The 24217-nt window shown below is 43.7% G+C and carries 14 protein-coding genes, 2 tRNA genes and 2 rRNA genes; 6 read left to right on the top strand and 12 right to left on the bottom strand.

Features of this window, described 5'->3' with window-relative positions; all coding sequences use genetic code 11:
- The first annotated feature begins 133 nt into the window (after positions 1-133).
- Positions 134-418, top strand: a complete 285-nt coding sequence (locus RH96_RS14850) for a hypothetical protein (protein WP_010202003.1) — start codon at positions 134-136, stop codon at positions 416-418.
- A gap of 194 nt (positions 419-612) precedes the next feature.
- Here RH96_RS14850 and recG read toward each other — a convergent pair whose 3' ends face one another.
- Positions 613-2979, bottom strand: a complete 2367-nt coding sequence (recG, locus tag RH96_RS12015) for an ATP-dependent DNA helicase RecG (RefSeq protein ID WP_010201307.1) — start codon at positions 2977-2979, stop codon at positions 613-615.
- Positions 2980-3361: 382 nt separating this feature from the next.
- On the opposite strand from recG, the gene RH96_RS12010 reads away from it, so the two are divergent.
- Positions 3362-4354, top strand: coding sequence for a patatin-like phospholipase family protein (locus RH96_RS12010; protein WP_010201303.1), 993 nt, complete (start codon positions 3362-3364; stop codon positions 4352-4354).
- 226 nt (positions 4355-4580) lie between these two features.
- On the opposite strand, the gene RH96_RS12005 is transcribed toward RH96_RS12010, so the two are convergent.
- A complete protein-coding gene (locus RH96_RS12005) occupies positions 4581-5180 on the bottom strand; it encodes a hypothetical protein (RefSeq protein WP_010201301.1) in 600 nt (199 codons plus the stop codon).
- A 468-nt stretch (positions 5181-5648) separates the two neighbouring features.
- Here RH96_RS12005 and argA point away from each other — a divergent pair, with 468 nt between their 5' ends.
- A complete protein-coding gene (argA, locus tag RH96_RS12000) occupies positions 5649-6971 on the top strand; it encodes an amino-acid N-acetyltransferase (RefSeq protein ID WP_026037339.1) in 1323 nt (440 codons plus the stop codon).
- Between the two features lie 122 nt (positions 6972-7093).
- Here argA and RH96_RS11995 read toward each other — a convergent pair whose 3' ends face one another.
- A complete protein-coding gene (locus tag RH96_RS11995; RefSeq protein WP_010201297.1) occupies positions 7094-7825 on the bottom strand; it encodes an FKBP-type peptidyl-prolyl cis-trans isomerase in 732 nt (243 codons plus the stop codon).
- 499 nt (positions 7826-8324) lie between these two features.
- Between RH96_RS11995 and RH96_RS11990 the strand changes: the two genes are divergently transcribed.
- Positions 8325-10019 (top strand): mechanosensitive ion channel, encoded by a 1695-nt coding sequence (locus RH96_RS11990; RefSeq protein WP_010201294.1) that lies wholly within the window; start codon positions 8325-8327, stop codon positions 10017-10019.
- A 184-nt stretch (positions 10020-10203) separates the two neighbouring features.
- Here RH96_RS11990 and RH96_RS11985 read toward each other — a convergent pair whose 3' ends face one another.
- Complete coding sequence (locus RH96_RS11985; protein WP_010201293.1) at positions 10204-11700, bottom strand: hypothetical protein; 1497 nt, start codon at positions 11698-11700, stop codon at positions 10204-10206.
- A 286-nt stretch (positions 11701-11986) separates the two neighbouring features.
- Between RH96_RS11985 and RH96_RS11980 the strand changes: the two genes are divergently transcribed.
- Complete coding sequence (locus RH96_RS11980; RefSeq protein ID WP_010201292.1) at positions 11987-12769, top strand: SDR family NAD(P)-dependent oxidoreductase; 783 nt, start codon at positions 11987-11989, stop codon at positions 12767-12769.
- A gap of 82 nt (positions 12770-12851) precedes the next feature.
- On the opposite strand, the gene RH96_RS11975 is transcribed toward RH96_RS11980, so the two are convergent.
- From RH96_RS11975 to RH96_RS11965, 3 genes are all read right to left on the bottom strand, one after another.
- Entirely contained in the window at positions 12852-13550 is a 699-nt protein-coding gene (locus RH96_RS11975) for a lysophospholipid acyltransferase family protein (RefSeq protein WP_010201291.1), read from the bottom strand.
- 243 nt (positions 13551-13793) lie between these two features.
- Positions 13794-15680, bottom strand: a complete 1887-nt coding sequence (gene parE / locus RH96_RS11970; RefSeq protein WP_010201290.1) for a DNA topoisomerase IV subunit B — start codon at positions 15678-15680, stop codon at positions 13794-13796.
- A 110-nt stretch (positions 15681-15790) separates the two neighbouring features.
- Positions 15791-16423, bottom strand: a complete 633-nt coding sequence (locus RH96_RS11965) for a YqiA/YcfP family alpha/beta fold hydrolase (RefSeq protein WP_010201288.1) — start codon at positions 16421-16423, stop codon at positions 15791-15793.
- Positions 16424-16610: 187 nt separating this feature from the next.
- Here RH96_RS11965 and RH96_RS11960 point away from each other — a divergent pair, with 187 nt between their 5' ends.
- The gene (locus RH96_RS11960; RefSeq protein ID WP_010201286.1) at positions 16611-16871 is read left to right on the top strand and encodes a DUF1289 domain-containing protein; all 261 of its coding nucleotides are present in this window, start codon (positions 16611-16613) and stop codon (positions 16869-16871) included.
- A 503-nt stretch (positions 16872-17374) separates the two neighbouring features.
- On the opposite strand, the gene RH96_RS11955 is transcribed toward RH96_RS11960, so the two are convergent.
- The 5 genes from RH96_RS11955 to RH96_RS11935 form a co-directional block, all read right to left on the bottom strand.
- Complete coding sequence (locus tag RH96_RS11955; RefSeq protein WP_141629755.1) at positions 17375-18142, bottom strand: HEPN domain-containing protein; 768 nt, start codon at positions 18140-18142, stop codon at positions 17375-17377.
- Between the two features lie 370 nt (positions 18143-18512).
- Positions 18513-18627 (bottom strand): 5S ribosomal RNA (gene rrf / locus RH96_RS11950).
- Positions 18628-18814: 187 nt separating this feature from the next.
- Positions 18815-21677, bottom strand: a 23S ribosomal RNA gene (locus RH96_RS11945).
- A 358-nt stretch (positions 21678-22035) separates the two neighbouring features.
- Positions 22036-22111 (bottom strand) — tRNA-Ala (locus RH96_RS11940).
- A 9-nt stretch (positions 22112-22120) separates the two neighbouring features.
- Positions 22121-22197 (bottom strand) — tRNA-Ile (locus RH96_RS11935).
- Between the last annotated feature and the right edge of the window lie 2020 nt (positions 22198-24217).

Genomic DNA, 24217 nt, shown 5'->3' with positions numbered 1-24217 from the left:
CAAGTGCAAATAGTGACCCGCTATTTAACTCGTCGCCCTAAGAATAGTGCCAGTATCGAGCTTAGACGACTTACTTTAGAAATAAAACAGCTTGATAAAGATGCGTTTGTAAAGCCGCTTAGATCACTGGTATTTGACTCATGAAGCCTATCTTAATGAGCGTAGTACCAATGAGGATACCGGCAGAACGTGGTACACCCACAAGCGTCTTAGAAGTGCTTATCGTAGTTTAAGAACCAATAGCGATTGGTTATTTACTTATCAAGAATATGGGCATTTAGACCTACCAAATACTACTAATTCTCTCGAAGGGTTATTCAGTGAGCTCAAGCGACAATTACACAGTCATCATGGGCTAAATGAGTATCGTAAGTTACGGTTTATTAAAGACTTTTTAGAGTCAAAGACACTCAAATAGCATGAATTATGTCCATTAGCGACTACCTTCTAATTTCTAGCATGAATTTTGTCCATTACACCAATAGTTTTGCTTCGAAAAAACAAATCTGCGGCAAAAAGATAGAAGAGGATAGCATTGGCTATCCTCTTTTTTGTTTGATATTAATTTATTGCTCAGACATTTCATCAAATCATACAGCTGACTCACCGCAATTAGGCATTGGTATAACGACTCGCCTCAGGCATCCAGCGGTGAATCAGTTGGCTGACATCCGCTTTTCTCGTAGGATCTGCAATCAAGTGTTTGGCGAGACGCTGGGCAATCGCAAATAATTGCTCATCACGGATCAAATCCGCCAAATAATAACCAACATTGCCCGTTTGACGTTTACCCAACAGCTCACCAGGCCCGCGCAGTTCCAAATCTTTTTGGGCAATAACAAAGCCATCGGTGCTGTCGCGCAATACATTTAGACGTTCAGTGCCCGTCTCCGACAATGGCTTTTGGTATAGTAGAACGCAGAAGCTTTTGGTCGAACCACGCCCGACTCGTCCACGCAATTGATGTAGTTGCGATAGACCCAAACGCTCGGCGTTTTCAATGACCATTAGCGACGCATTAGGGACGTCGACGCCAACCTCAATGACCGTTGTGGCAATTAACAAATCAAGACTTCCGGATTTGAATGCTTGCATGATGGCTTGTTTATCAACGGATTTCATCTTGCCATGGACAAGACCAATACGAATATTTAAGCGCTCATTTAAGTCCTCGTAAGTGGCTTCAGCGGCTTGTGCATCCAACACGCTAGACTCTTCCACCAGCGAGCAAACCCAATACGCTTGCCTGCCCGCCTCACAATTAATCGCAATACGTTCGATCACCTCATCACGGCGGTTACGGTCAATCGTCACCGTCGTAATTGGCGTGCGACCCGGTGGCAGCTCATCAATGATGGAGGTATCCATATCGCCGTAGACACTCATCGCTAGCGTACGCGGAATGGGCGTTGCCGTCATTATTAACTGATGTGGTGTGCTATTGGCCACGCCTTTACTGGTCAAAGCCATGCGCTGCTCGACACCGAAACGGTGCTGCTCATCGATAATAACCAAGCCCAATTTAGCAAACTGTACTTGCTCTTGAAATAACGCATGGGTGCCGACGACCACTTGCACGGTGTTGTCCGCTACAGCTACCAACGCTTCGCGGCGCTGCTTTGCGGTTTGTTTACCCGCCAGCCAACCGACCCCAACACCTAAGGGCTCAAACCATTGTTTAAAATTAACCAAATGCTGCTCTGCTAAAATCTCTGTGGGTGCCATAACAGCCACTTGCCAGCCACTATCAAGCGCATAGCCTGCGGCACCTGCCGCCACCAACGTTTTGCCAGCGCCCACATCCCCTTGTACCAGTCGTAGCATCGGAATAGAAGTCGCCATATCGGCCGTGATGTCTTTCATCACTCGTTGCTGCGCGCCCGTTAAATCAAACGGCAACGCGGCAAATAATTGATCAGCCAATGGGCTTTTAGTGGCGCATTTAGGGGCTTTATGCTGATGCAATTGCTGACGACGATATAATAGACTGAGTTGATGCGCGGTCAACTCTTCAATGATCAAGCGCTGACAAGCAGCATGGGTGCGAGCACTTAGTTGGGTCAATAGCTGATACTGCCGCCCAGCATCGGTATAAGTTGGTGGAGTGTGCAATAGTACCAAGGCTTCAAATATCGTCAGGGTATAGACATTATTAGCGGCCATCGTATCGAGATTATGATTCATCGCATCATACGTTGCATCATAAACAGCGGGCTGGGCTTTATTGACACTATTACCAGTAGTATTGTCGGGCACACTGCGGGCGAGCGTCGAAAAAATATCTTCAGACTCATACGCCTCTATTACCGATTTATTTGGTGGTTCAAAAGGTACCAATGGTAAATCCGCAACGACGGCAAAATCTTCATTGGTAAACAGCGTCATCGGTAGACCCTGACTACGCACCGTTTGCAGCGCCAACTTAATCAAGGTACGCAATTTATTCTGATGCAAGCCTTTGACACTGGGATAAATGGGCTGCAACCCAGTATTGGTCATCGCACTGCTATCAGTGATAATTTGATATTCGGGATGGTGCATCTGCTTGCCATAACGGCTGACTTTTACTTCGCCGAACAATTGCAATTGTGTACCCAAACTCATGGTCTGCGCCAGACCACGATAGACCTTAAAAAACCGCAATGATATCGTATCGGTGTCATCGTCTACAATTACGGTCATGCCACTGCGCTTGACATCGACGTGTACCACACGCCCAGTGATTAATGCTGCTTGTCCATGCCCCACGTCCGCTATCGATACCAGTCGGCTGCGGTCTTCATAATCTCGTGGCAGATGCAGCAGCAAATCAAATATTCGTACGATACCCAACTGCGCGAGTTGCTCAGCCACTTTGGAGCCGACGCCTGCCAACGCCGTCACTGGCATATCGAGTGCCGATAGAGGTTGCTCAGATATCCCATGAGCGGTTGACTGGGCTGAGGAAGGAGCTGAAGCGTGACTGACCGACATGGGCATCAAAAATCCTAACGATATTGGTTTTAAATTCCGTAAGCGCAAAATGTCTTATGAGGACACGCCCTAAGCATTCTACTGCTAGTAATGAGCTGCAAAGGTGATAGCAATCAACCAGCTATCAAAATACTGAATCAGTCTCATTATAACTGACAACATGATTGATTATGCTAAGCTATTTAGTAATACTGCGTTTAGACACTTTGTATAGAAATACATCCAGTCTATTTTATGGATAAGTAGCTTTGTCGATAAATAGCTTTGTCGATTTGGCAAAATTTCTGACGATTTTTAGCAAAATTTAACCATTTTAAGACCACTAAATATATAAATGTGCTAATTGATAACACGCCCTAATTTACGATGATTTTATAAGGTCTTTTTTATGTTTGCTCCCACTCTATTGCCTCAATCTTATCATCATTTAATATGCCTGCGTATCAGTGTGCTTGCTGTATTGGCTTTAAGCATCAATGCTTGTAGCACACTGACACCAGCACCAGTAGCGCCCATAGCAGATGAACCAAAAGTGGCGTTGGTGTTGGGCGGCGGCGGTGCCAAAGGTTTTGCGCATGTTGGCGTAATTAAGGCTCTAGAAGCAAACGGTATCAAACCAACCTTGGTCGTTGGCACGAGCATCGGCAGCTTGGTCGGTAGTCTATACGCTAGCGGCTACACGCCAGCACAGCTTGAGCGCTTGGCATTGACCACCACTGACAGCGAATTGACGGACTTCACCTTATCCAACCAAGGATTTATAGAAGGTATCAAACTCAAAAACTTTATTAATGCAAAAGTTGGTGGTCGCCCTATAGAGTCATTTCCCATTCACTTCGCTGCCGTCGCGGCTGAGAAGCACACGCTAAAAAAAGCAATTTTTACCACGGGAGATGCTGGGCTTGCCGTTCAAGCATCTTGTAGCGTACCTAATATTTTTATTGCCCCACGTATTCCTGAAAAAGTCGGCAAAAAATATATCGATGGCGGTGTGGTCAGCTTAGTGCCTGTCGATAGCGCTCGTTATTTGGGGGCAGATATCATCATCGCCATCGATGTGACGGTGCCTACTTCGAATAAAAAGAACGTAACGAGCAATCTCTTACCCGCTATCACCTCATTGAGTAGCTTTTGGGGCTTACTTGAAAACAATTTAACCGCCAACGCTGCTCATTCAAATACCAAGCACAGCGCATCGATGCGTAATGAACGCGCGCGTGCTGATATTGTGATTACCCCTGATGTCGGTCATATCAGCTCATTAGATACCAGTCAACGTAGCGCCCTTATTGCTGCTGGTACGCAAGCAACCACACCACAAATCAATGCGATTAAACAATTAATTAAAGAAAAATCACAGAGTAAATATGCGACTTTATAACGATATAGTCAAAATATCTTAAAAATGCGACGGTATTGCTGATATCAGCAGTGCGTGATGGTTCGATATTACTTTTCACTGACTATGTATAGTAAATCCTCGACAAGCTAACCTCAAAATTAGAATCTCAGCCATTAAAAAAGCACCGCAGTCATAAACTGTGGTGCTTTTTACTATTAGCTAAATCAATTTTGCTTAAACAGCATGTATCAATTAATAAGCAAATCTATTTAACGCGGGCGCGGTATTTCACTGCTACGGTGTCATTGAGGCCAACACCTTCGATATCCCAGCGTACTGCTTTGTAGTATTTGAATGGGATTTCTTGTAATTGATTGTCCACCTTGCCACGTAGCGGCATACGGGCGAAAGTATCGCCATCGGTGCTGCCATATGGGAAATCAGGCGAGACCGCGCGCAATAATTCTACTTGCTCAGGGATACTCATGGTGACCGTCATTTTGCGTACTCGATCAGCATTGGTATTGGTAAAATACCCTTGATACTCTAAGACGTTGCCTGCTTGCAAGCGCGTGTTGGCATTAACAGGTACCAAGACCTCCTGACCATTGGCATCAACACTGATCAGCGAGGCAGTAATTTTGGTATTAACGGCTTGCACACTAGAATTACCGCTACGGGTGCTTGCTTGATTGGTACTTGACTGCATGGTAGCTAAATTATCAACTGCTTGCTCTGGGGTCGGCAGCATCGCTGAGGCTTGGGTCACAGCCATGACGCCGACGAGCGTACCAGCGATCACGTGAAACAGACGGTGTCCGCTAAAAGCGCTAAAAGGATTGGCAAAATGGTTACTTTTTTTCATGACTTTCATTATCCCTAGTTAATATATCGGTAAAACGCAGCTGGCAAAACCTGACTGTCTGGTTAATGCATTTTCAATGCTTTTAAACTCTGACACTTATCGCTTTAACTTTTTAAGTTTCTCGCGGTTTGGATAGACGAGACTTTATATGAGCAATACACTTAATGACGACATCTCAGATTATGAGCAGGCTATCATCATATACGCTCCATGCTGGTAACGTTCGTTTTTATTGATTATCTGCGTTAGCTGTCTATAAAGCAATAGCGCTTAGCATAGCAAAAAGCGTTTGTAGGTACACTAACCCCGTGTTGAGGTTGTGTATATTGTCAATTTACTACAAAGATTGATGAACGCTACTGAAATAAAAGATAGCTCACAACGGCGTTTTTTGCTATGGTAATTCTTTAGCGACTGGCATTTTTTGTCACGTCCTTTTTTCTTATTCTGACTACTACTGCTCCCATTATGACTACTAGCGCCATGCCACAGATTAATCCTGAATACGTTCATTGGTTCCGTAATTCTGCCCCCTACATTAATACCCATCGCGGTAAGACTTTTGTGATCATGTTTGGCGGTGAAGCGGTCAATCACCCGAATTTTAGTACGCTGATTCATGACTTCGCCTTGTTACATAGCTTGGGCATCAAGCTGGTATTGGTACATGGGGCCCGACCTCAAATCGAAAACAACCTGCAAGGCACTGATATCACCTCGCCGTTGCATGAAGACATTCGAGTGACACCGCGTGTAGCGATGCCGTCTATCTTGCAAGCCGTTGGTGCCATCCGCTTGCAGATTGAAGCACAGCTGTCGATGGGACTGGCCAATTCACCCATGTACGGCTCGCGCATTGATGCCGTGTCAGGCAATTTTGTCACCGCCCGCCCTTATGGCATTCGTAATGGTGTCGATTATCAAATGACGGGTGAAGTGCGCTCTATCGACGTTGAGGCCATCAAAAACAACCTACTCCACGATCATATCGTGATTTTAGGCTCGATGGGTTATTCAGCGACTGGTGAAGTTTTCAACCTACTCGCTGAAGATGTGGCATTGAGTGCTGCCGTCGCACTTGGCGCGGATAAGCTGATATTCTTAGGTGAAGAAACGGGTATCAATGACGATGATCGCTTGCTACGCGAAATGATTCCAAATGAAGTCGATCGTTTCTTACGTGGCCGTGATCTAAATTGTGAGATCAACTACTTTTTAAATTGCGCCAGTAATGCTTGCCGTCAAGGCGTTCATCGCACCCATATTATCTCTTATGCCAAAGATGGTGCATTATTAGAAGAGCTATTCACTCGTGATGGCTCTGGTACGCTCATAAGCCACGACCCTTATGAAGAGATTCGCCGAGCAAATATCGACGATGTCGTGGGACTTATTGAACTGTTATTACCGTTAGAAGAACAAGGCATATTGGTCAGTCGTTCGCGCGAATGCTTGGAGCAAGAGATTGATCACTATAGTGTGATTGAGCGTGATGGTATGATTCTGGGCTGTGCAGCGCTTTATCCATTAGATGCAGATGCGGCCGAAGTCGCTTGTGTCGCGGTTCATCCCGAATATCGTAGCGGTAGCCGAGGTGCGGATTTGCTAGCGTTTTTAGAGCAGCAAGCGCGCAGCCATGGTTTGCACAAACTGTTTGTGTTGACGACTCGTACTGCCCATTGGTTCGTTGAACAAGGCTTTGCAGAAGTTGAAGCAAGCGCCTTACCAGAAGCACGACAAGAAAAGTATCATAACGGACGTAACTCTAAAGTCTTCCAAAAGACACTTTAACGAGTGACTCAATTGATGAGTAAACAATGAACTAAACCACGTCTAAACAAAAAGCCCTCATAATATTTATGAGGGCTTTTTCTGTTTTAGGACAGTGCAGATTATTACGTTTTATCGCAGCATTATTTTACTTTTAACAGCTCAACGGTAAAGATTAAAGTGCTATTAGGCTCGATACCTGAGTTACCTGCCTCGCCATAAGCGATGTCTGATGGGATATAAAACTCATATTTGCCACCCTCTTTCATCAACTGTAGACCTTCCGTCCAGCCAGCAATAACTTGATTTAGTGGAAATTCAATCGGCTCACCACGCTCATAAGAGCTGTCAAATACCGTACCATCGATCAATTTACCTTCGTAGTTTACTTCAACCACGTCAGTCGCTTTTGGTGATTTACCAGTACCTGGAGCGATTACTTTGTATTGTAGACCAGAGGCCGTCTCTTTTACGCCTTCTTTTTTCGCATTTGCAACTAAGAATGCTTCACCAGCGGCTTTGTTGTCAGTCGCTTTGCTTTCCATATCTTTAACAAACTTCTCTTCTTGCTCTTTTTGATAGGTCATCAATACTTCTTGCATTTGCTCTTGTGTCAGTGCGGAATCATTGCCTTCATAACCATCACGAAAGCCTTTTTCAAAGGTATCAAGGTTGAGATCACCGACCGCTTCTTTGTTACCTTCTGCCATCATATAGCCCAAGCTATAACCCACTTTTTCATTGGCTGGGCTTTTTTCAGTCACTGAAACGCTTTGACTAGAGGTTTCTTGATTACCATTATTAGTACTACAACCGGTAACTAATAACATAGCACTAACAAGTGCACTAACGCTTAAGGTAGTGATTTTTTTCATAGAGTACTCTCAAATTGTAAGTATAGTGGCGAGATGTCACATATTTCTATAATAACAAATCTTAGTTTTAGGAGCCATGTTTAGGATGAAATTATCGGGCCAATGTACAGTCTGTGTTAACATTTCTCGTAAAAATAACAAGTTATCACACAAATATAGTAACAGGTTAAGCTTTCTGTCTTTAAATCTATCAATACATCAGCTAAGCTAAATTAGTTAAGGTGATAAGTAACTGGACGTCAGTTTTACTAATAGATATTGGGATATCGGTAGCCACATTGCGTAACAGAGATGTATGGTCATCGCAGATCCACATTTTCCTATAGTAGGATTACTTTTCCAGTCACTATAATGTCCCTGTATAACTTAAATTAAAAACACTATTTATAATTACCATCTATATGGTTTTGCTCAATAACTAAAGTGCTGACTACCTACTATTTGTGATGGTTACCTTTGTTATTTCACAGCTCATATATGATGATTCAAGGAGGATAAGATGAATCCAACATTTACATCTTTTAATGGTTATCTTGGTGGGCCGATCGGCTCCATTATTGGTGCTATCTTAATATTTATTATTGGCTGGCTCGTAGCCCTAGGCATCGCGGCACTGGTACGCGGTGTGCTGTCTAAAGTGAATCTTAATCAACGCATGAACTCTTCTACTGGCAAAACCTATGATCTAGAGGGTATTATCTCTAAGATTGTTTTTTGGTTTATCTTTATCATTGCCATTTCAGGGGCGCTTAGTCAGTTGAACTTGAACTCTATCTCAGCACCATTTGCAAATATGGTTAACCAAGTGTTGGCGTTCATTCCTAATCTGATCGGTGCCATTGCTCTTGGTGTGATTGGTTGGGTTGTGGCAACTGTTGCCCGCACAGCGATCAACGCAGCACTGGCCAAAACATCAATGGATGAGCGTTTAAGCGCTAAAGCTGGCGTAAAACCAATGAGTAGCACGATTGCTGATATGGTTTACTGGTTCATCTTATTGGTTGTTCTAACCATGGTATTGGGCCAATTAGAGCTTGATGGTTTATTTGCCCCATTGACTAATATGGTAGATAAAATCTTCAGCTTTATTCCTAACATCCTAATTGCTGGTGTGGTATTTGTCGTTGGTTATATCATTGCTAAAGTCGTACGTGGCATTGTGACCAACCTTGTTTCTACTTTTAACGTGCAAGAGTTGGCGTCAAAAGCAGGTTTGAACGAGCAAAACAGCCTACCTAATATCGCAGGTTCATTAGCATTTTTAGTTGTGATTATCCCAACGATTATTGCCGCATTAAATGCGTTAAAAATCGAAGTGATTGCTCGTCCTGCGACGAATATGCTGAACAAAATCATGGAAGCTTTGCCAAACATCTTTATGGCAGTGGCTATCCTAGTAGTGACTTTCTACGTGGTACGTATGGTCGCTAATATTATTAAAGGCTTGATCGAAAACACTCAGATCAACCAGTTGCCTGCGAAAGTTGGCTTACAAGAGACCATGGGTGATAAAAGAGTCTCTGACCTTGTTGGTTATGCGATCATCTTTTTTGCCATGCTGTTTGCCGCTATCGCAGCCGCTGATTTATTAGGTTTTGAGCCTATCTCAGCTATTATCACGATGTTTATCGCTTTCGGTGCCAACATCATTTTGGGCGCGATCATTCTATTCATCGGTTTCTGGCTTGCCAATATCATCGCTGGTGTCGTTGAACGCTCTGAGCAAGGCTCACAGTTCTTAGCAAACATCGTACGTGTATTAATCATGGGCTTGGTACTAGCCATGGGTCTAAAAGCGATGGGTATTGCTGACTCTATCGTTAACCTAGCATTTGGTCTAACGTTAGGTGCCGTTGCGGTTGCCTTTGCTCTATCATTCGGTCTTGGCGGTCAAGAAGCAGCAGCACGTTTCCTACGCAAGATGCAGGACAAAATGGACAAAGAGCGTACTGAAGCAAAAGCGAAGTCTGCTTTGACGCCTAATTCATCAACGCAAGACAAAGTTGCTGATTCAGTTCGTGAGAATATGCCGAGTGCACCAACTACCTCGACTACCAACTTACGTACAGATACGGTCGATACCACAAAACTTGGTACTGATCCTGTAGATACTACTGATGTTGGAACTACTGGAACTACGACTAATAACGATTTATTACCTGGTAGCGGTCTTATCGACGACACCAATAAATAAACCTTTATGAAAGTATAATTTCGAACAAAAAAAGACAGCTTAGGCTGTCTTTTTTTATGGGTGTTTGTATTATGGATGATTTCTTTAAGTTGAACGACGACAAGTTTACCTATAGTCAAATACCCTAAAACGCTACGATACTGCAGATATACCGATATTGCTTTTCACTGACTATAGTATTGATTTATAGCTTATCTTTACGGGCTGGAATAGAAAGGTTGAGACGGATCTGAGGCAAATCATTTACTGGCTCGTTTGGCTTCTTAGCCGCTTGCTTCTTAGAAACTGGCTGCTGAATATCTTGCTGCTCAGCACCTTGCTGTTTGAGACGTTGTATTTGCTTGGTAAGTTGACGTTCGCGCTGAGTCATATTATTCATAGGTTGAATCCACAGATCGATGTCCATGAAAGTCTCACCGGCATCAGAGATAAAATCTATACCAAGTATGATGACATGGTGTAGCTCAGCCATCGGCAGACGCGTGGCAACATCTTGCGCAATTTGCTGTAAGTTTGGCTGAATAGCCGCTTTACTGTTCTGCCCCGCCAAATCTTGCCCATAAAATATCAGCACATAATGCCGACCAAGATTTTCATATGAATGCTGATGTACCACATAGCCAGTTTTTTGCAACGCCGGCTTTTGTTGTGGGTGTCTATATAAAGTGCGAATCAGTTCATGTCGCGAAAACACAGATTCATCTAATAATTGCTGCTGCCAAAGAGAAAACTGTGGCTTTAGCGACTTGATGCCTGCTTGAGCTGTCAGCTCTGCACTGACCGTGTCGATCATCTGTGTACTAAGTTGAGACCAGAGTGTTGCTGCTTGTTGCCTATGTTGTTGATACATCTGGGCAGTTTGGCTCTTATTTTTTTGAGCTAAGGTCATGGCTACCAAGGCAGAATTTGGTGCTTGCTGAATACCATATTTGATAAGGGCATTATCGATCGTAATAGCATGGTCAAATAAGAGCGCACTGCTTAAAAACTGCGTGACAAGCATGTCTTCAGATTCAAAACTCGCGACATGGCTGGAGACCGAGCGCTGGAGCTGTTCAAGATGATACCCTAAGAATCGCCACAGCTCGCATGGCGTCTGTAATGCGAGCGTTATCGAACCCCAATCATGCCAGCTAAATACTTGCAGTCGCTGTGCGTGGTCACTCATGTCGACGACCAAATTTTCCATAAAATAGCGCGCTACAAATTCGTGCTTTAAGCGCTTCGGTAACTGATTCCGCTGACGGTTATGTTCAATATTATTGTCATTGTTGTGTTCATCATTATTGTCACTGTTATTATTGTTGCTACTATTAGCGTGCTCACTGAATTGGATGTCGACGACCAATACGTCATAGCTAAGCGCCTGATTGTCTTTATCTTGAGAAGAGTTAGTCTTAGCTTTTTGCCATGCTAGCACCGCTTTGACCGCTGCCATACGTACTGTTTCGATATTAGCCAAGCTGGTCTCAGAAGGCAGATATAAGATGAGCGCTAATAGTTGAAGCTTACCTAGTGGCAAATGATAGTGATACTGTCGAGCTGTATAATGAGCTTCATAACGAATCTCTATGGTTTGCATGTTAGGTAAAGCAATGTCTAAAGCATCTGTCTGTAGGTAGCAGGCCAACTCATTGACCAGATAACCCCCATCAGATGTGCCAGTAATCGAATTGAACACAGTCTCAACCTTTTATTATCAATGATAATATAACGTACCCTACACGGCAACTTACAAAGATCATGCCATTTTTGTGAGGATAATAGGCATAATTCCATAAAGAAAAAGTAAACTACATAAGTGCAATTATACAAAGTCGCTTTCCAAGCAATGACTTGTTATGATGACATAAAAGTAGCACAGCTGACGCATTGATTTATAGTGCGGCCATTACGTTAGGGTCTGCTCATTCATTTTTTATGTAGTGACTATTATTATTTGCATATAAGAACAAGGACTGAATACTATGAAACGTTTTAAAGAAAAAACCGTTATCGTAACAGGAGCAGGCTCAGGTATTGGTCGTGCGACGGCCATTCGCTTTGCTCAGGAAGGTGCCAGTGTTGTTTTAGTGGGACGGACTGCCGATACGTTGGCAGAAACCGCCAAAGAATTCCCGCAAGACCGTACGTGGATTCATACCGATAATTATATGACCATCACTTGCGACATTAGTGTGCAGAGCCAAGTGCAAGAAATGATTAAAAGAGCCATTGATCAGTTTGAAAAAATTGATATCTTGGTGAATAATGCAGGTAAAGCCACCCAAGGTAAAATTACGGAGCTAACGGCTGAAGACTGGAAATCAGCGATTGATGTGAATTTAAACGGTACTTTTTATGTCTGTCAGGCAGCCATGCCACATTTGATAGCGACCAAAGGTAACATCGTCAATGTCTCCTCATTATCAGGGGTCGGTGGTGATTGGAATATGGCCGCTTACAATGCTGCCAAAGCTGGCGTTAGCAATCTAACGCGTACCCTCGCCTTAGATCATGGTCCTGATGGAGTGCGAGTCAACGCGGTTAATCCAAGCGTGACTAAGACAAACATGACCAGTGCCATTCAAGATAATGATGCCAAGACTGATAAATTCTTAGATCGTTGTCCACTTGGTCGTCTGGCCACGCCAGAGGATATTTCCGCCGCGATTACTTTTTTAGCGAGTGATGATGCGTCGATGATTACCGGTGTTAATTTACCGGTAGATGGTGGGGTTAGTGCTTCTAACGGTCAGCCTCAATTCTAAACATTACTATCTTTGTATTTGAATATGAGCGTTTTACTAACCATTCATAAGAGGTTCAAATGCTCATATTCGCAAGATAGACCTAATTGGCTGAATTATTAACATCCTGTAGTGGCTGCGATAAGCGCTCAGGATGTCTTGGTATCACCCCTTTATATTGAGCATAGATTTTTGGTAAGTCAGCCTCAATATCTCCAGTAGGATACACAGCAGATAAAAAACGCACTTCTTTGGTATTATAATCTAACGCCACTGGTAAAATAGGGATACCAGCACCCACTGCTAGGTAATAAAATCCTGTCTTCCAGTTTTTGGTATATTCCCGTGTGCCTTCTGGAGATAATCCCAAAAACAGTGGCTCACCGGTTTTAAACTTATCAATACTCGCTTGTAGCACAGAGCCTTTATTACCACGATCGATGGGAATAATACCCATCCAACGTAATAGTTGCGCCAATACTGGGACTTTGAATAACGTATGTTTACCCATAATGCTGATTTTTAAATCTAAGGCAAACAAGCTGGGTAATGCATAGACGCCATCAACGTTTGACGTGTGCGGTAATGCCAATACCACCGCTTGCGAGATATCTGGAATTTCACCAACGATTCGCCAGCCTGAGGTTTTTAATAGGAAAGAGGCTATCACTGGAGCAATTGTGCCGCCCCGTTTGGGAATTAAATGACCTAAATCCTTTTTGCTAAGCTTTGGCAATATTTTAGAGCGTGCAGAATTAGCAGCAGTTGGCAACTTAGAGCGATGGGTAAACTTCGATGTCATAACGGCACCAGATTATAAAAGATAGCTACATAATACCATTAAGTTTATGCCACTAAATTGCCTTTTACAGCCTTTTATTGTGCTATCTCTTACTCAACTCTACAGTGAGCATTCCTATATCTAATGCTAACTGTAGAGTCGCTTCAGTATAATTTGGAGACAAGAAAGGCAAGTGAAAGCACTATAAATATTAGACTAAGCGAGCCTGACACCGTATCCGGCTTATATAAGCTTAACTATACTTTATGAAATATCAGCCAAGTTGCCTTTGTCCTCAAGCCAAGTCTTACGGTCAGCAGAGCGCTTTTTGGCGAGCAGCATATCCATCACGCTATTGGTGAGCACCATATCGTCCATATCTAGTTGCACCAAACGACGGGTATCACGATTCATGGTCGTCTCACGCAGCTGCTCTGCACTCATCTCACCCAGCCCTTTAAAGCGGGTAATTTGTGCTTTTTTATTACCCGGTACATTAGCCAAAATATGGGCAAGCTCAGGCTCATCCAACGCGTAATGCACGTCTTTACCGACATCTACGCGATATAATGGTGGCATGGCGACAAATAAATGTCCTGCATCGACTAACGCTGGAAAATGCTTAACGAATAACGCGCAAATCAAGGTGGCAATATGCAGACCATCAGAATCCGCATCCGCTAAAATACATACTTTGTCATAACGTAATTCGGACAAATCGTCTGACGCCGGATCGACACCGATAGCGATGGCAATATCATGGATCTCTTGGCTAGACAGCACGGTATCTGACGACACTTCCCATGTATTTAGAATCTTACCGCGCAGTGGCAATATGGCCTGATAATGACGATCTCGTGCCTGTTTGGCACTACCACCCGCCGAATCCCCTTCCACCAAAAACAACTCTGCGCCATCACGCAAATCACCACGGCAATCAGCCAATTTACCCGGTAATGCAGGACCTTGAGTAATCTTTTTACGCGCGACTTTTTTGGCAGATTTTAGGCGACGTCCCGCTTTATTAATCGCCAACTCGGCAATTTGAGCACCCATATCGGCATGTTGATTTAACCACAAGCTAAAGGCATCTTTTGCTAGCGTTTGTACTGCACCCGCCGCTTCACGGCTCGATAAGCGTTCTTTGGTTTGCCCTGAAAATTGCGGCTCAGAAAACTTAAGCGACAAGATGTAATTGACCCCATCCCACACATCTTCTGCCGTCAGCTTCACACTACGCGGCAATAAGTTATGAATATCACAAAACTCGCGCAAGGCTTCTAGAATACCAGTGCGCAAACCATTAACATGCGTACCGCCTTGCGCAGTCGGGATAAGGTTGACATAGCTTTCTTGAATCGGCGTACCACCATCAGGCAACCAAGACAGTGCAAAGGTAATGGCTGCACGTTCGCCCGCTTTCGCATCGTAATTATAATAGAAAGGTGCCTCAGGCAACGTCTCAAGACCATCTAACTGTTCGTTTAAATATTCGACAACCCCATCGGCAAACTGCCAAACGATTTTTTCATTATTAATATCATCGACGAACTCAATCGTCAAACCCGCGGCCAACACTGCTTTGGCTTTTAGATTGTGCTTTAGCTGTTTAACATTAAATTTTGGCGTATCAAAAAAGCTACCATCCGCCCAAAAATGTACTTTAGTACCGCGTTTACGCTTGTTTGAGCTGATCGTTTCCGTCAAAGGCGTAACTGGCGCACCATTTTTAAACGCCATTTCAAACTGTGTACTATCACGCCATACGGTGACTTCAACGCGGGTGGACAGCGCATTGACGACAGAGATACCAACACCATGCAGACCACCTGAAACTTCATAATTAGCGGTCGAAAACTTACCGCCAGCATGTAAGCGGGTCAAAATCAGCTCAATCCCTGACTGTTTAAACTCAGGATGAATATCAGTCGGCATACCGCGCCCGTCATCCTCGACTGACAGCGAGCCATCACTATGCAATTGAACTTTGATGGTTTTAGCATAACCCGCCAACGCCTCATCGACGGAGTTATCAATCACCTCTTGTGCCAAGTGGTTCGGACGGGTGGTGTCCGTATACATGCCCGGCCGACGACGTACCGGCTCAAGTCCTTCTAAAACTTCTAACGATTGCGCATTATATTCACTCACAAATGCTTCCCTTAATATTCACAGATCATTAATTCTATTGAACCATTATAACCAAAAATAACGACGGTAACGCTAATTGTCAGTCGTTCACGTCAGATAATGTCGTCTCTTTAAGTCGATAACAAACACTGTAGCGTACCAATGACCATCGGTAATTGCTCACCAAAATCCGTAAATCTATGATCGCCACCCGCTTGCACAGTTACCGTCGCTCCCTGCGTTTGATAAAAGTCTTTTGATAATTCAGCATTGAGTAATTCGTCGTCTTCTTTTAGCAAGACAGCAATTTTATGCGGATAATTAATGGATACCAATTGATGATCTGCAAACCATTGCAAATCCGCAGGGGTTATTTCCCAACCGCCAGCGGTCGTGTGCAGGACGTTACTATGAGATAACTCGTCACTGCTTTCTTTATTTGATACTGAGATGTCAGAAAAACGCTGTAATGTCACGTGTGGCTGAGTACTCGGGTTTAGCAATAGTGCGGGGCAACCTGTATGATTGCTCACCAAGGTAGAAAAATAGCCTCCTAACGAGCTGCCAATAAGTACGGTTTTATCCTTTCTATTGAGTTCGGTTACCAATTTAACTAATTGCTCAAAGACTTGCGCAGGTGCACTATTAAGGTCTGGGTGATATACGTTAATATCAGCATGATGCTGCTGGCAACAGCTTTCTAATAATATGCCTTTGGTCGAGTTGGCATCACTATCCAATCCATGAATATAAATAATGTTCACGTACAATCTCACTTATTAATTTTGTTATGATGACTTTATATATGCTATAAAAGCTAAGCATAGCATTGCCTCGCCAAAAACAGTAACAATAAAGCGGCACACTATTATTCGTTATTTACGACATAATAATGTTTTAAAATAAGATGAGGCAAGTTAAAGGAATAATGATAAGCGCGATGGAGCCGCCATGAATCAGCAGTTTGAACTGTTCGAGATTGCCAATCCGTGTATTGGTGTGTGCACAAGTAATAAAAAAGGCTATTGCTTTGGTTGCCTGCGCAGTCGTCCTGAGCGTCAGCTATGGCTTAACATGACTAACGAGCAGCGCCGTGAGGTGCTACGGCTAGTCTCTGGACGCAGGCAACGTATCGAACAAATGAAACAGCGTAAAGGTGAGCAATTGGGGTTTGATTTTGAAGAGATGGTTGAGACAGGTGAGTTGTTTTAATTAATATAGAATTTAATACAAATTAAAATTATTAAATCTTTAAAGCTTGAGGCTAAATAAGTATTCTTAATAATTAAGAATTTTAATACTGATATTATTCAACATATAACTAACTAAGTTAGTCACTAATAAGTCCATTGGTAAAAAAGCTTCGCCTTTGTACTAACTATCAACAGACGAAATATCATTATTTGATTGCAGATTGATAGCGATAGTATGAAAATCACCTGAATAAGTTATTTTTGAAGTTACATTAGGCTTCTCTTTGATAATTATATTTAGATTAGTTAGTCAAAAAAAGCTCTAAGCTTTCAAAAAAACACTTAATCAATCTAAACTCAATAAAAATTATTTCTTTAATTTTCAACAGCTCTATATCAAGAGCTTCTGAAATTTATAGTATAAAATATAGATCTATCTCAAATTTCAGCGTAAATATATAAAACGATCATTATAAAGTAAATCATAAGAACATGAAGTCCACATCTAATATATTTTATTAATTACTTTATGATATCGCTAGATTCCAAAAAATCATTAGCTCCCCATTTTAAAAGAGCGTCAGAATCAATTTTAACTAAATAATCAATTGCATCTGCAAAAAGGGAACACAAATTAATTATGAACAAATTATAATCGAAAGATGTTATCTCATTATGTAGTTGAAATCTCGTTTCGCCATATACGAAACTAAAATCAGGAATTGAATTATGATTAGTATGAGCAAGTCTATTTCTTAATTCCCATATGGAATCTAACGACTTGAGTAACTTAGTATTATCGGAGTTGTCTTTCAAACCTAAAAATTTAGACATTTTTCTAAATTTAGGTATAAATAAAGAACCAGAAGTTTGTAAGTTGGAAATAGCTTCAATGTGGACTTTTTTGATTTGATCAATAGTATGGTATTTTTCGAGATCAGTAGCAGATATTTTATAATTTGAAAAAGCTTTTTTTCTAAGACTAGAGTTTCTTATTAAACATAATCCAACTATATCCTTTAAAAAAAACTCTAAACTAGAAGTAAAAGCCAAGATCGATGAAATGACTGTATTGCGCTTTACTAAATGTACTGCAAAGCTAGACTCTTGATTGATACGATCAGTTATTGGCTTTAGTTCTGGCATTAGAACGTCAAAAGATGAATCATCTTTGATAGTATTTGACCATTTTTGGCAATCTTCATTAGTAATGGCACAAGACATGATTAACTGTAGTCTAATTCCAGAATTCAAAGTAAGCATTTTTGCACTACATGCTGAGATCATCATAGCTCCAATTTATTCTGCTAATTATTGATTTTAATATAATAAGGAATATCATTTTATAATACTATGAAATGCTAATTTTTCCTTTATAAAAATTTTTTAATAAGCAGACAAACAAAACCCCCTTAACTTAATTGTTAAGGGGGTTTTACTTTTGAATAGAGAGCTGACGAACGAGGAGAGCGCCGTAAAAATTGCATGCTAACTGCGAGCGAAGCTCTTGTCTTGCGTCGGGCGAAACAGTGTTTCTCTTGTTCCTCCTCAAGGCAGCGCAAGAGCAAATCCTTTAAATAGGATTTGCTGTGTAGGTCACTAGGAATAAAAGATAAAAAAAAGAGCCACCCCGTTAAGGATGACTCTTTTCAGAATAGAGAGCTGACGATGACCTACTCTCACATGGACGAATCCACACTACCATTGGCGCTACGATGTTTCACTTCTGAGTTCGGGAAGGGATCAGGTGGGGCCATCGCGCTATTGTCGTCAGCAAAGGGGTTAGATATGAGTCTGTTGTTTTATTGTTTGACTATAAATGTTTAGTTTATGGTCGATCAACTTGTAACCTAACTGAATCAAGGTTAAAGGTGATATCGAAATATTCTTTCTTTTATTCTAAAGCTTTCGCTTTACAAGATAGATTAATTAGAGCTTTGATACAAACCACTTGGGTGTTGTATGGTCAAGCCAAACGAGCAATTAGTACAGGTTAGCTACACACATCGCTGTGCTTCCACACCCTGCCTATCAACGTCGTAGTCTTCAACGGCTCTTTAGGGAAATCTAATCTTGAGGTGGGCTTCCCGCTTAGATGCTTTCAGCGGTTATCCCATCCGAACGTAGCTACCGGGCAATGCCACTGGCGTGACAACCCGAACACCAGAGGTTCGTCCACTCTGGTCCTCTCGTACTAGGAGCAGATCCTCTCAAATTTCCAACGCCCACGGTAGATAGGGACCGAACTGTCTCACGACGTTCTAAACCCAGCTCGCGTACCTCTTTAAATGGCGAACAGCCATACCCTTAGGACCTGCTTCAGCCCTAGGATGAGATGAGCCGACATCGAGGTGCCAAACACCGCCGTCGATATGAACTCTTGGGCGGTATCAGCCTGTTATCCCCAGAGTACCTTTTATCCGTTGAGCGATGGCCCTTCCATACAGAACCACCGGATCACTAAGACCTACTTTCGTACCTGCTCGACTTGTGGGTCTCGCAGTTAAGCGCGCTTTTGCCTTTATACTCTACGACCGATTTCCGACCGGTCTGAGCGCACCTTCGTACTCCTCCGTTACTCTTTAGGAGGAGACCGCCCCAGTCAAACTACCCACCATACATTGTCCTCGGTATTGTTATACCTGAGTTAGAACCCCAACATGACCAGGGTGGTATTTCAAGATTGGCTCCACAAACACTAGCGTGTCTGCTTCAAAGCCTCCCACCTATCCTGCACAAGTCAGGTCAAAGTTCAATGTAAAGCTGTAGTAAAGGTTCACGGGGTCTTTCCGTCTAGCCGCGGGTACACAGCATCTTCACTGCGATTTCGATTTCACTGAGTCTCTGCTGGAGACAGCGCTGCCATCATTATGCCATTCGTGCAGGTCGGAACTTACCCGACAAGGAATTTCGCTACCTTAGGACCGTTATAGTTACGGCCGCCGTTTACTGGGGCTTCGATCAAGAGCTTCGCTTACGCTAACCCCATCAATTAACCTTCCAGCACCGGGCAGGCATCACACCCTATACGTCCACTTTCGTGTTTGCAGAGTGCTGTGTTTTTAATAAACAGTTGCAGCAGCCTGGTATCTGCGACTGTCAACAGCTCAAGGAGCAAGTCCTATCACCATCAACAGCGTACCTTCTCCCGAAGTTACGGTACCATTTTGCCTAGTTCCTTCAGCAGAGTTCTCTCAAGCGCCTTGGTATTCTCTACCTGATCACCTGTGTCGGTTTAGGGTACGATTCGTTTATAACTATTGCTTAGAAGCTTTTCCTGGAAGCATGGTATTTGCCACTTCGCTGTACAAGTACAGCTTGCTATCAGATCTCAGCCATATAACAACCCGGATTTACCTAAGTTGTAAGCCTACATCCTTTCATCTGGACAACCAACGCCAGGCTGACATAACCTTCTCCGTCCCTCCATCGCATTATAAACAAGTATCAGAATATTAACTGATTTCCCATCGACTACGCCTTTCGGCCTCGCCTTAGGGGTCGACTCACCCAGCCCCGATTAACGTTGGACTGGAACCCTTGATCTTCCGGCGTGCGAGCTTTTCACTCGCATTATCGTTACTCACGTCAGCATTCGCTCTTGTGATACCTCCAGCATGCCTTACGACACACCTTCACAGGCTTACACAACGCTCCCCTACCACTTGAAAACAAATTCAAATCCGCAGCTTCGGCTCCTAGTTTGAGCCCCGTTACATCTTCCGCGCGGGCCGACTCGACTAGTGAGCTATTACGCTTTCTTTAAAGGATGGCTGCTTCTAAGCCAACCTCCTAGCTGTCTATGCCTTCCCACCTCGTTTCCCACTTAACTAGGAATTTGGGGCCTTAGCTGGCGGTCTGGGTTGTTTCCCTCTCCACAATGGACGTTAGCACCCACTGTGTGTCTCCCGGATATCACTCATCGGTATTCGGAGTTTGCATCGGTTTGGTAAGTCGGTATGACCCCCTAGCCGAAACAGTGCTCTACCCCCAATGGTGTTCGTCCGAGGCGCTACCTAAATAGCTTTCGGGGAGAACCAGCTATCACCGAGTTTGATTAGCCTTTCACCCCTATCCACAAGTCATCCCCTGGCTTTTCAACGACAGTGGGTTCGGTCCTCCGGTTGATGTTACTCAACTTTCAACCTGCTCATGGATAGATCACTCGGTTTCGGGTCTATGCCCTGCAACTAAACGCCCTATTAAGACTCGGTTTCCCTACGGCTCCCCTAAACGGTTAACCTTGCTACAGAACATAAGTCGCTGACCCATTATACAAAAGGTACGCGGTCACCCTAATAAATTAAGGCTCCCACTGCTTGTACGCACACGGTTTCAGGTTCTATTTCACTCCCCTCACAGGGGTTCTTTTCGCCTTTCCCTCACGGTACTGGTTCACTATCGGTCAGTCAGGAGTATTTAGCCTTGGAGGATGGTCCCCCCATCTTCAAACAGGATTTCTCGTGCCCCGCTCTACTTAATATGTTAACGCTAATGTTTCGAATACAGGACTATCACCTACTACGGTCAGCTTTCCCACGCTGTTCTTCTACATTAGCACTAATCGGCTTCTCCCCGTTCGCTCGCCGCTACTTGGGGGAATCTCATTTGATGTCTATTCCTAAGGGTACTGAGATGTTTCACTTCCCCTCGTTCGCTTCTCGTACAAGTACGAGATACCTACCTTATGGTAAGTGGGTTTCCCCATTCAGAAATCTCCGGATCACAGGATATTGCCGCCTCCCCGAAGCTTATCGCAGGCTGTCACGTCTTTCATCGCCTCTGACTGCCAAGGCATCCACCATGTGCGCTTCATTACTTGACCATACAACCCCAAGTAGTCTTAACTTATAAATAAGTTTTAACTTCGAAAGTGTCATAAAGTCTAATTATGATAACGATATCACCTAATTTTATACGCTTGATTCAGTTCTCTTTACTTTTTTAATAACTCACTACTGGGATAACAACTGATGTCGTTAAGTAGTGAGTTATTAAGGTTAGAAACAACGCGTGAACACGTGCTCCTAACCCAGACTCATATCTATGTTTTTAAATAGTTCTTACGCTCTCGTCGAGTCATAAGTTCTGTATAAAACAGAAAGAAATAATCGTATGATGTAATATCTGAATTATTTGTTTCTGTTTATGCTCGTTTAATATATCTACTATCGTATTTATTATGGTGGAGCCAAACGGAGTCGAACCGTTGACCTCCTGCGTGCAAGGCAGGCGCTCTACCAACTGAGCTATGGCCCCGTAAATAAATGGTAGGCCTGGGCAGACTTGAACTGCCGACCCCCGCGTTATCAACACGGTGCTCTAACCAGCTGAGCTACAGGCCTGTGTCTGCCTGTAAAGGCAAAGCGCTAATAATAAATACTAGCTAAACTAAAGAACAACTTGTTGTGAATTCTTGCTGACCGAATGCCATCTATAAGGAGGTGATCCAGCCGCAGGTTCCCCTACGGCTACCTTGTTACGACTTCACCCCAGTCATCAACCACACCGTGGTGAACGCCTCCCCGAAGGTTAAGCTATCCACTTCTGGTGCAATCAACTCCCATGGTGTGACGGGCGGTGTGTACAAGGCCCGGGAACGTATTCACCGCGGCATTCTGATCCGCGATTACTAGCGATTCCTACTTCATGGAGTCGAGTTGCAGACTCCAATCTGGACTACGATAGGCTTTTTGAGATTCGCATCACATCGCTGTGTAGCTGCCCTCTGTACCTACCATTGTAGCACGTGTGTAGCCCTGGTCGTAAGGGCCATGATGACTTGACGTCGTCCCCGCCTTCCTCCAGTTTGTCACTGGCAGTATCCTTAGAGTTCCCGGCTTAACCCGCTGGTAACTAAGGACAAGGGTTGCGCTCGTTGCGGGACTTAACCCAACATCTCACGACACGAGCTGACGACAGCCATGCAGCACCTGTATTCTAATTCCCGAAGGCACTCCCGCATCTCTGCAGGATTCTAGATATGTCAAGACCAGGTAAGGTTCTTCGCGTTGCATCGAATTAAACCACATGCTCCACCGCTTGTGCGGGCCCCCGTCAATTCATTTGAGTTTTAACCTTGCGGCCCTATCCCCTGTGTGCCTTGGCAGTCTCAGTAGCTGCGTCACTAAGTCCTCAAGGGACCCAACGACTAGTAGACATCGTTTACGGCGTGGACTACCAGGGTATCTAATCCTGTTTGCTACCCACGCTTTCGAGCCTCAGTGTCAGTATTATGCCAGAAGGCTGCCTTCGCCATCGGTATTCCTCCAGATCTCTACGCATTTCACCGCTACACCTGGAATTCTACCTTCCTCTCACATACTCTAGCTCAACAGTATCAGATGCAGTTCCCAGGTTGAGCCCGGGGATTTCACATCTGACTTATCGAGCCACCTACGCTCCCTTTACGCCCAGTAATTCCGATTAACGCTTGCACCCTCTGTATTACCGCGGCTGCTGGCACAGAGTTAGCCGGTGCTTATTCTGCAGCTAATGTCATCGTCCACGGGTATTAACCGAGGAGTCTTCTTCACTGCTTAAAGTGCTTTACAACCAAAAGGCCTTCTTCACACACGCGGCATGGCTGGATCAGGGTTTCCCCCATTGTCCAATATTCCCCACTGCTGCCTCCCGTAGGAGTCCGGGCCGTGTCTCAGTCCCGGTGTGGCTGATCATCCTCTCAGACCAGCTACAGATCGTCGCCATGGTAGGCCTTTACCCCACCATCTAGCTAATCCGACTTAGGCTCATCTAATAGCGAGAGCAGTAAACTGCCCCCTTTCTCCCGTAGGTCGTATGCGGTATTAATACGAGTTTCCCCGTGCTATCCCCCACTACTAGGTAGATTCCTAAGTATTACTCACCCGTCCGCCGCTCGACGCCTGATAGCAAGCTATCATCGTTTCCGCTCGACTTGCATGTGTTAAGCCTGCCGCCAGCGTTCAATCTGAGCCATGATCAAACTCTTCAGTTTAATCTTGCTATGTAACCCTTTAAAGAGGCTACTAAACTTGGCTCATCTAATCTGGCAAAATCGCTAAAAATTATGTTCGTAATGAATTAACTTTGAGTTTTTCTGCTGTCTTAAATAATAATTTTTATAGTTAGAATCCTATCGAAAAGATAGTCAACCAACTTTATTTTTTAGTCATTCTGAATCAGCAAAAATCCACACAAGTTGTTCTTTAGTTATGCTTTTAAATAGTGCTCAATCACTGTCGTCCAGTAACTGATATATTGGGAACTCTCTTGCTGTTTAGACTTAATCCCTTGCGGGTTAAGCTATCTAGCGAGCCGACTATCTTATCATAATGATTGGGATTGTCAAGCTTTTTTATAATTTGTTTCATCAGGTTAACTGGG

It is taken from the genome of Psychrobacter sp. PAMC 21119 (genome assembly GCF_000247495.1).
GTDB classification, from domain to species: domain Bacteria; phylum Pseudomonadota; class Gammaproteobacteria; order Pseudomonadales; family Moraxellaceae; genus Psychrobacter; species Psychrobacter glaciei.
This window is presented reverse-complemented; position numbering and strand designations above follow the sequence as displayed.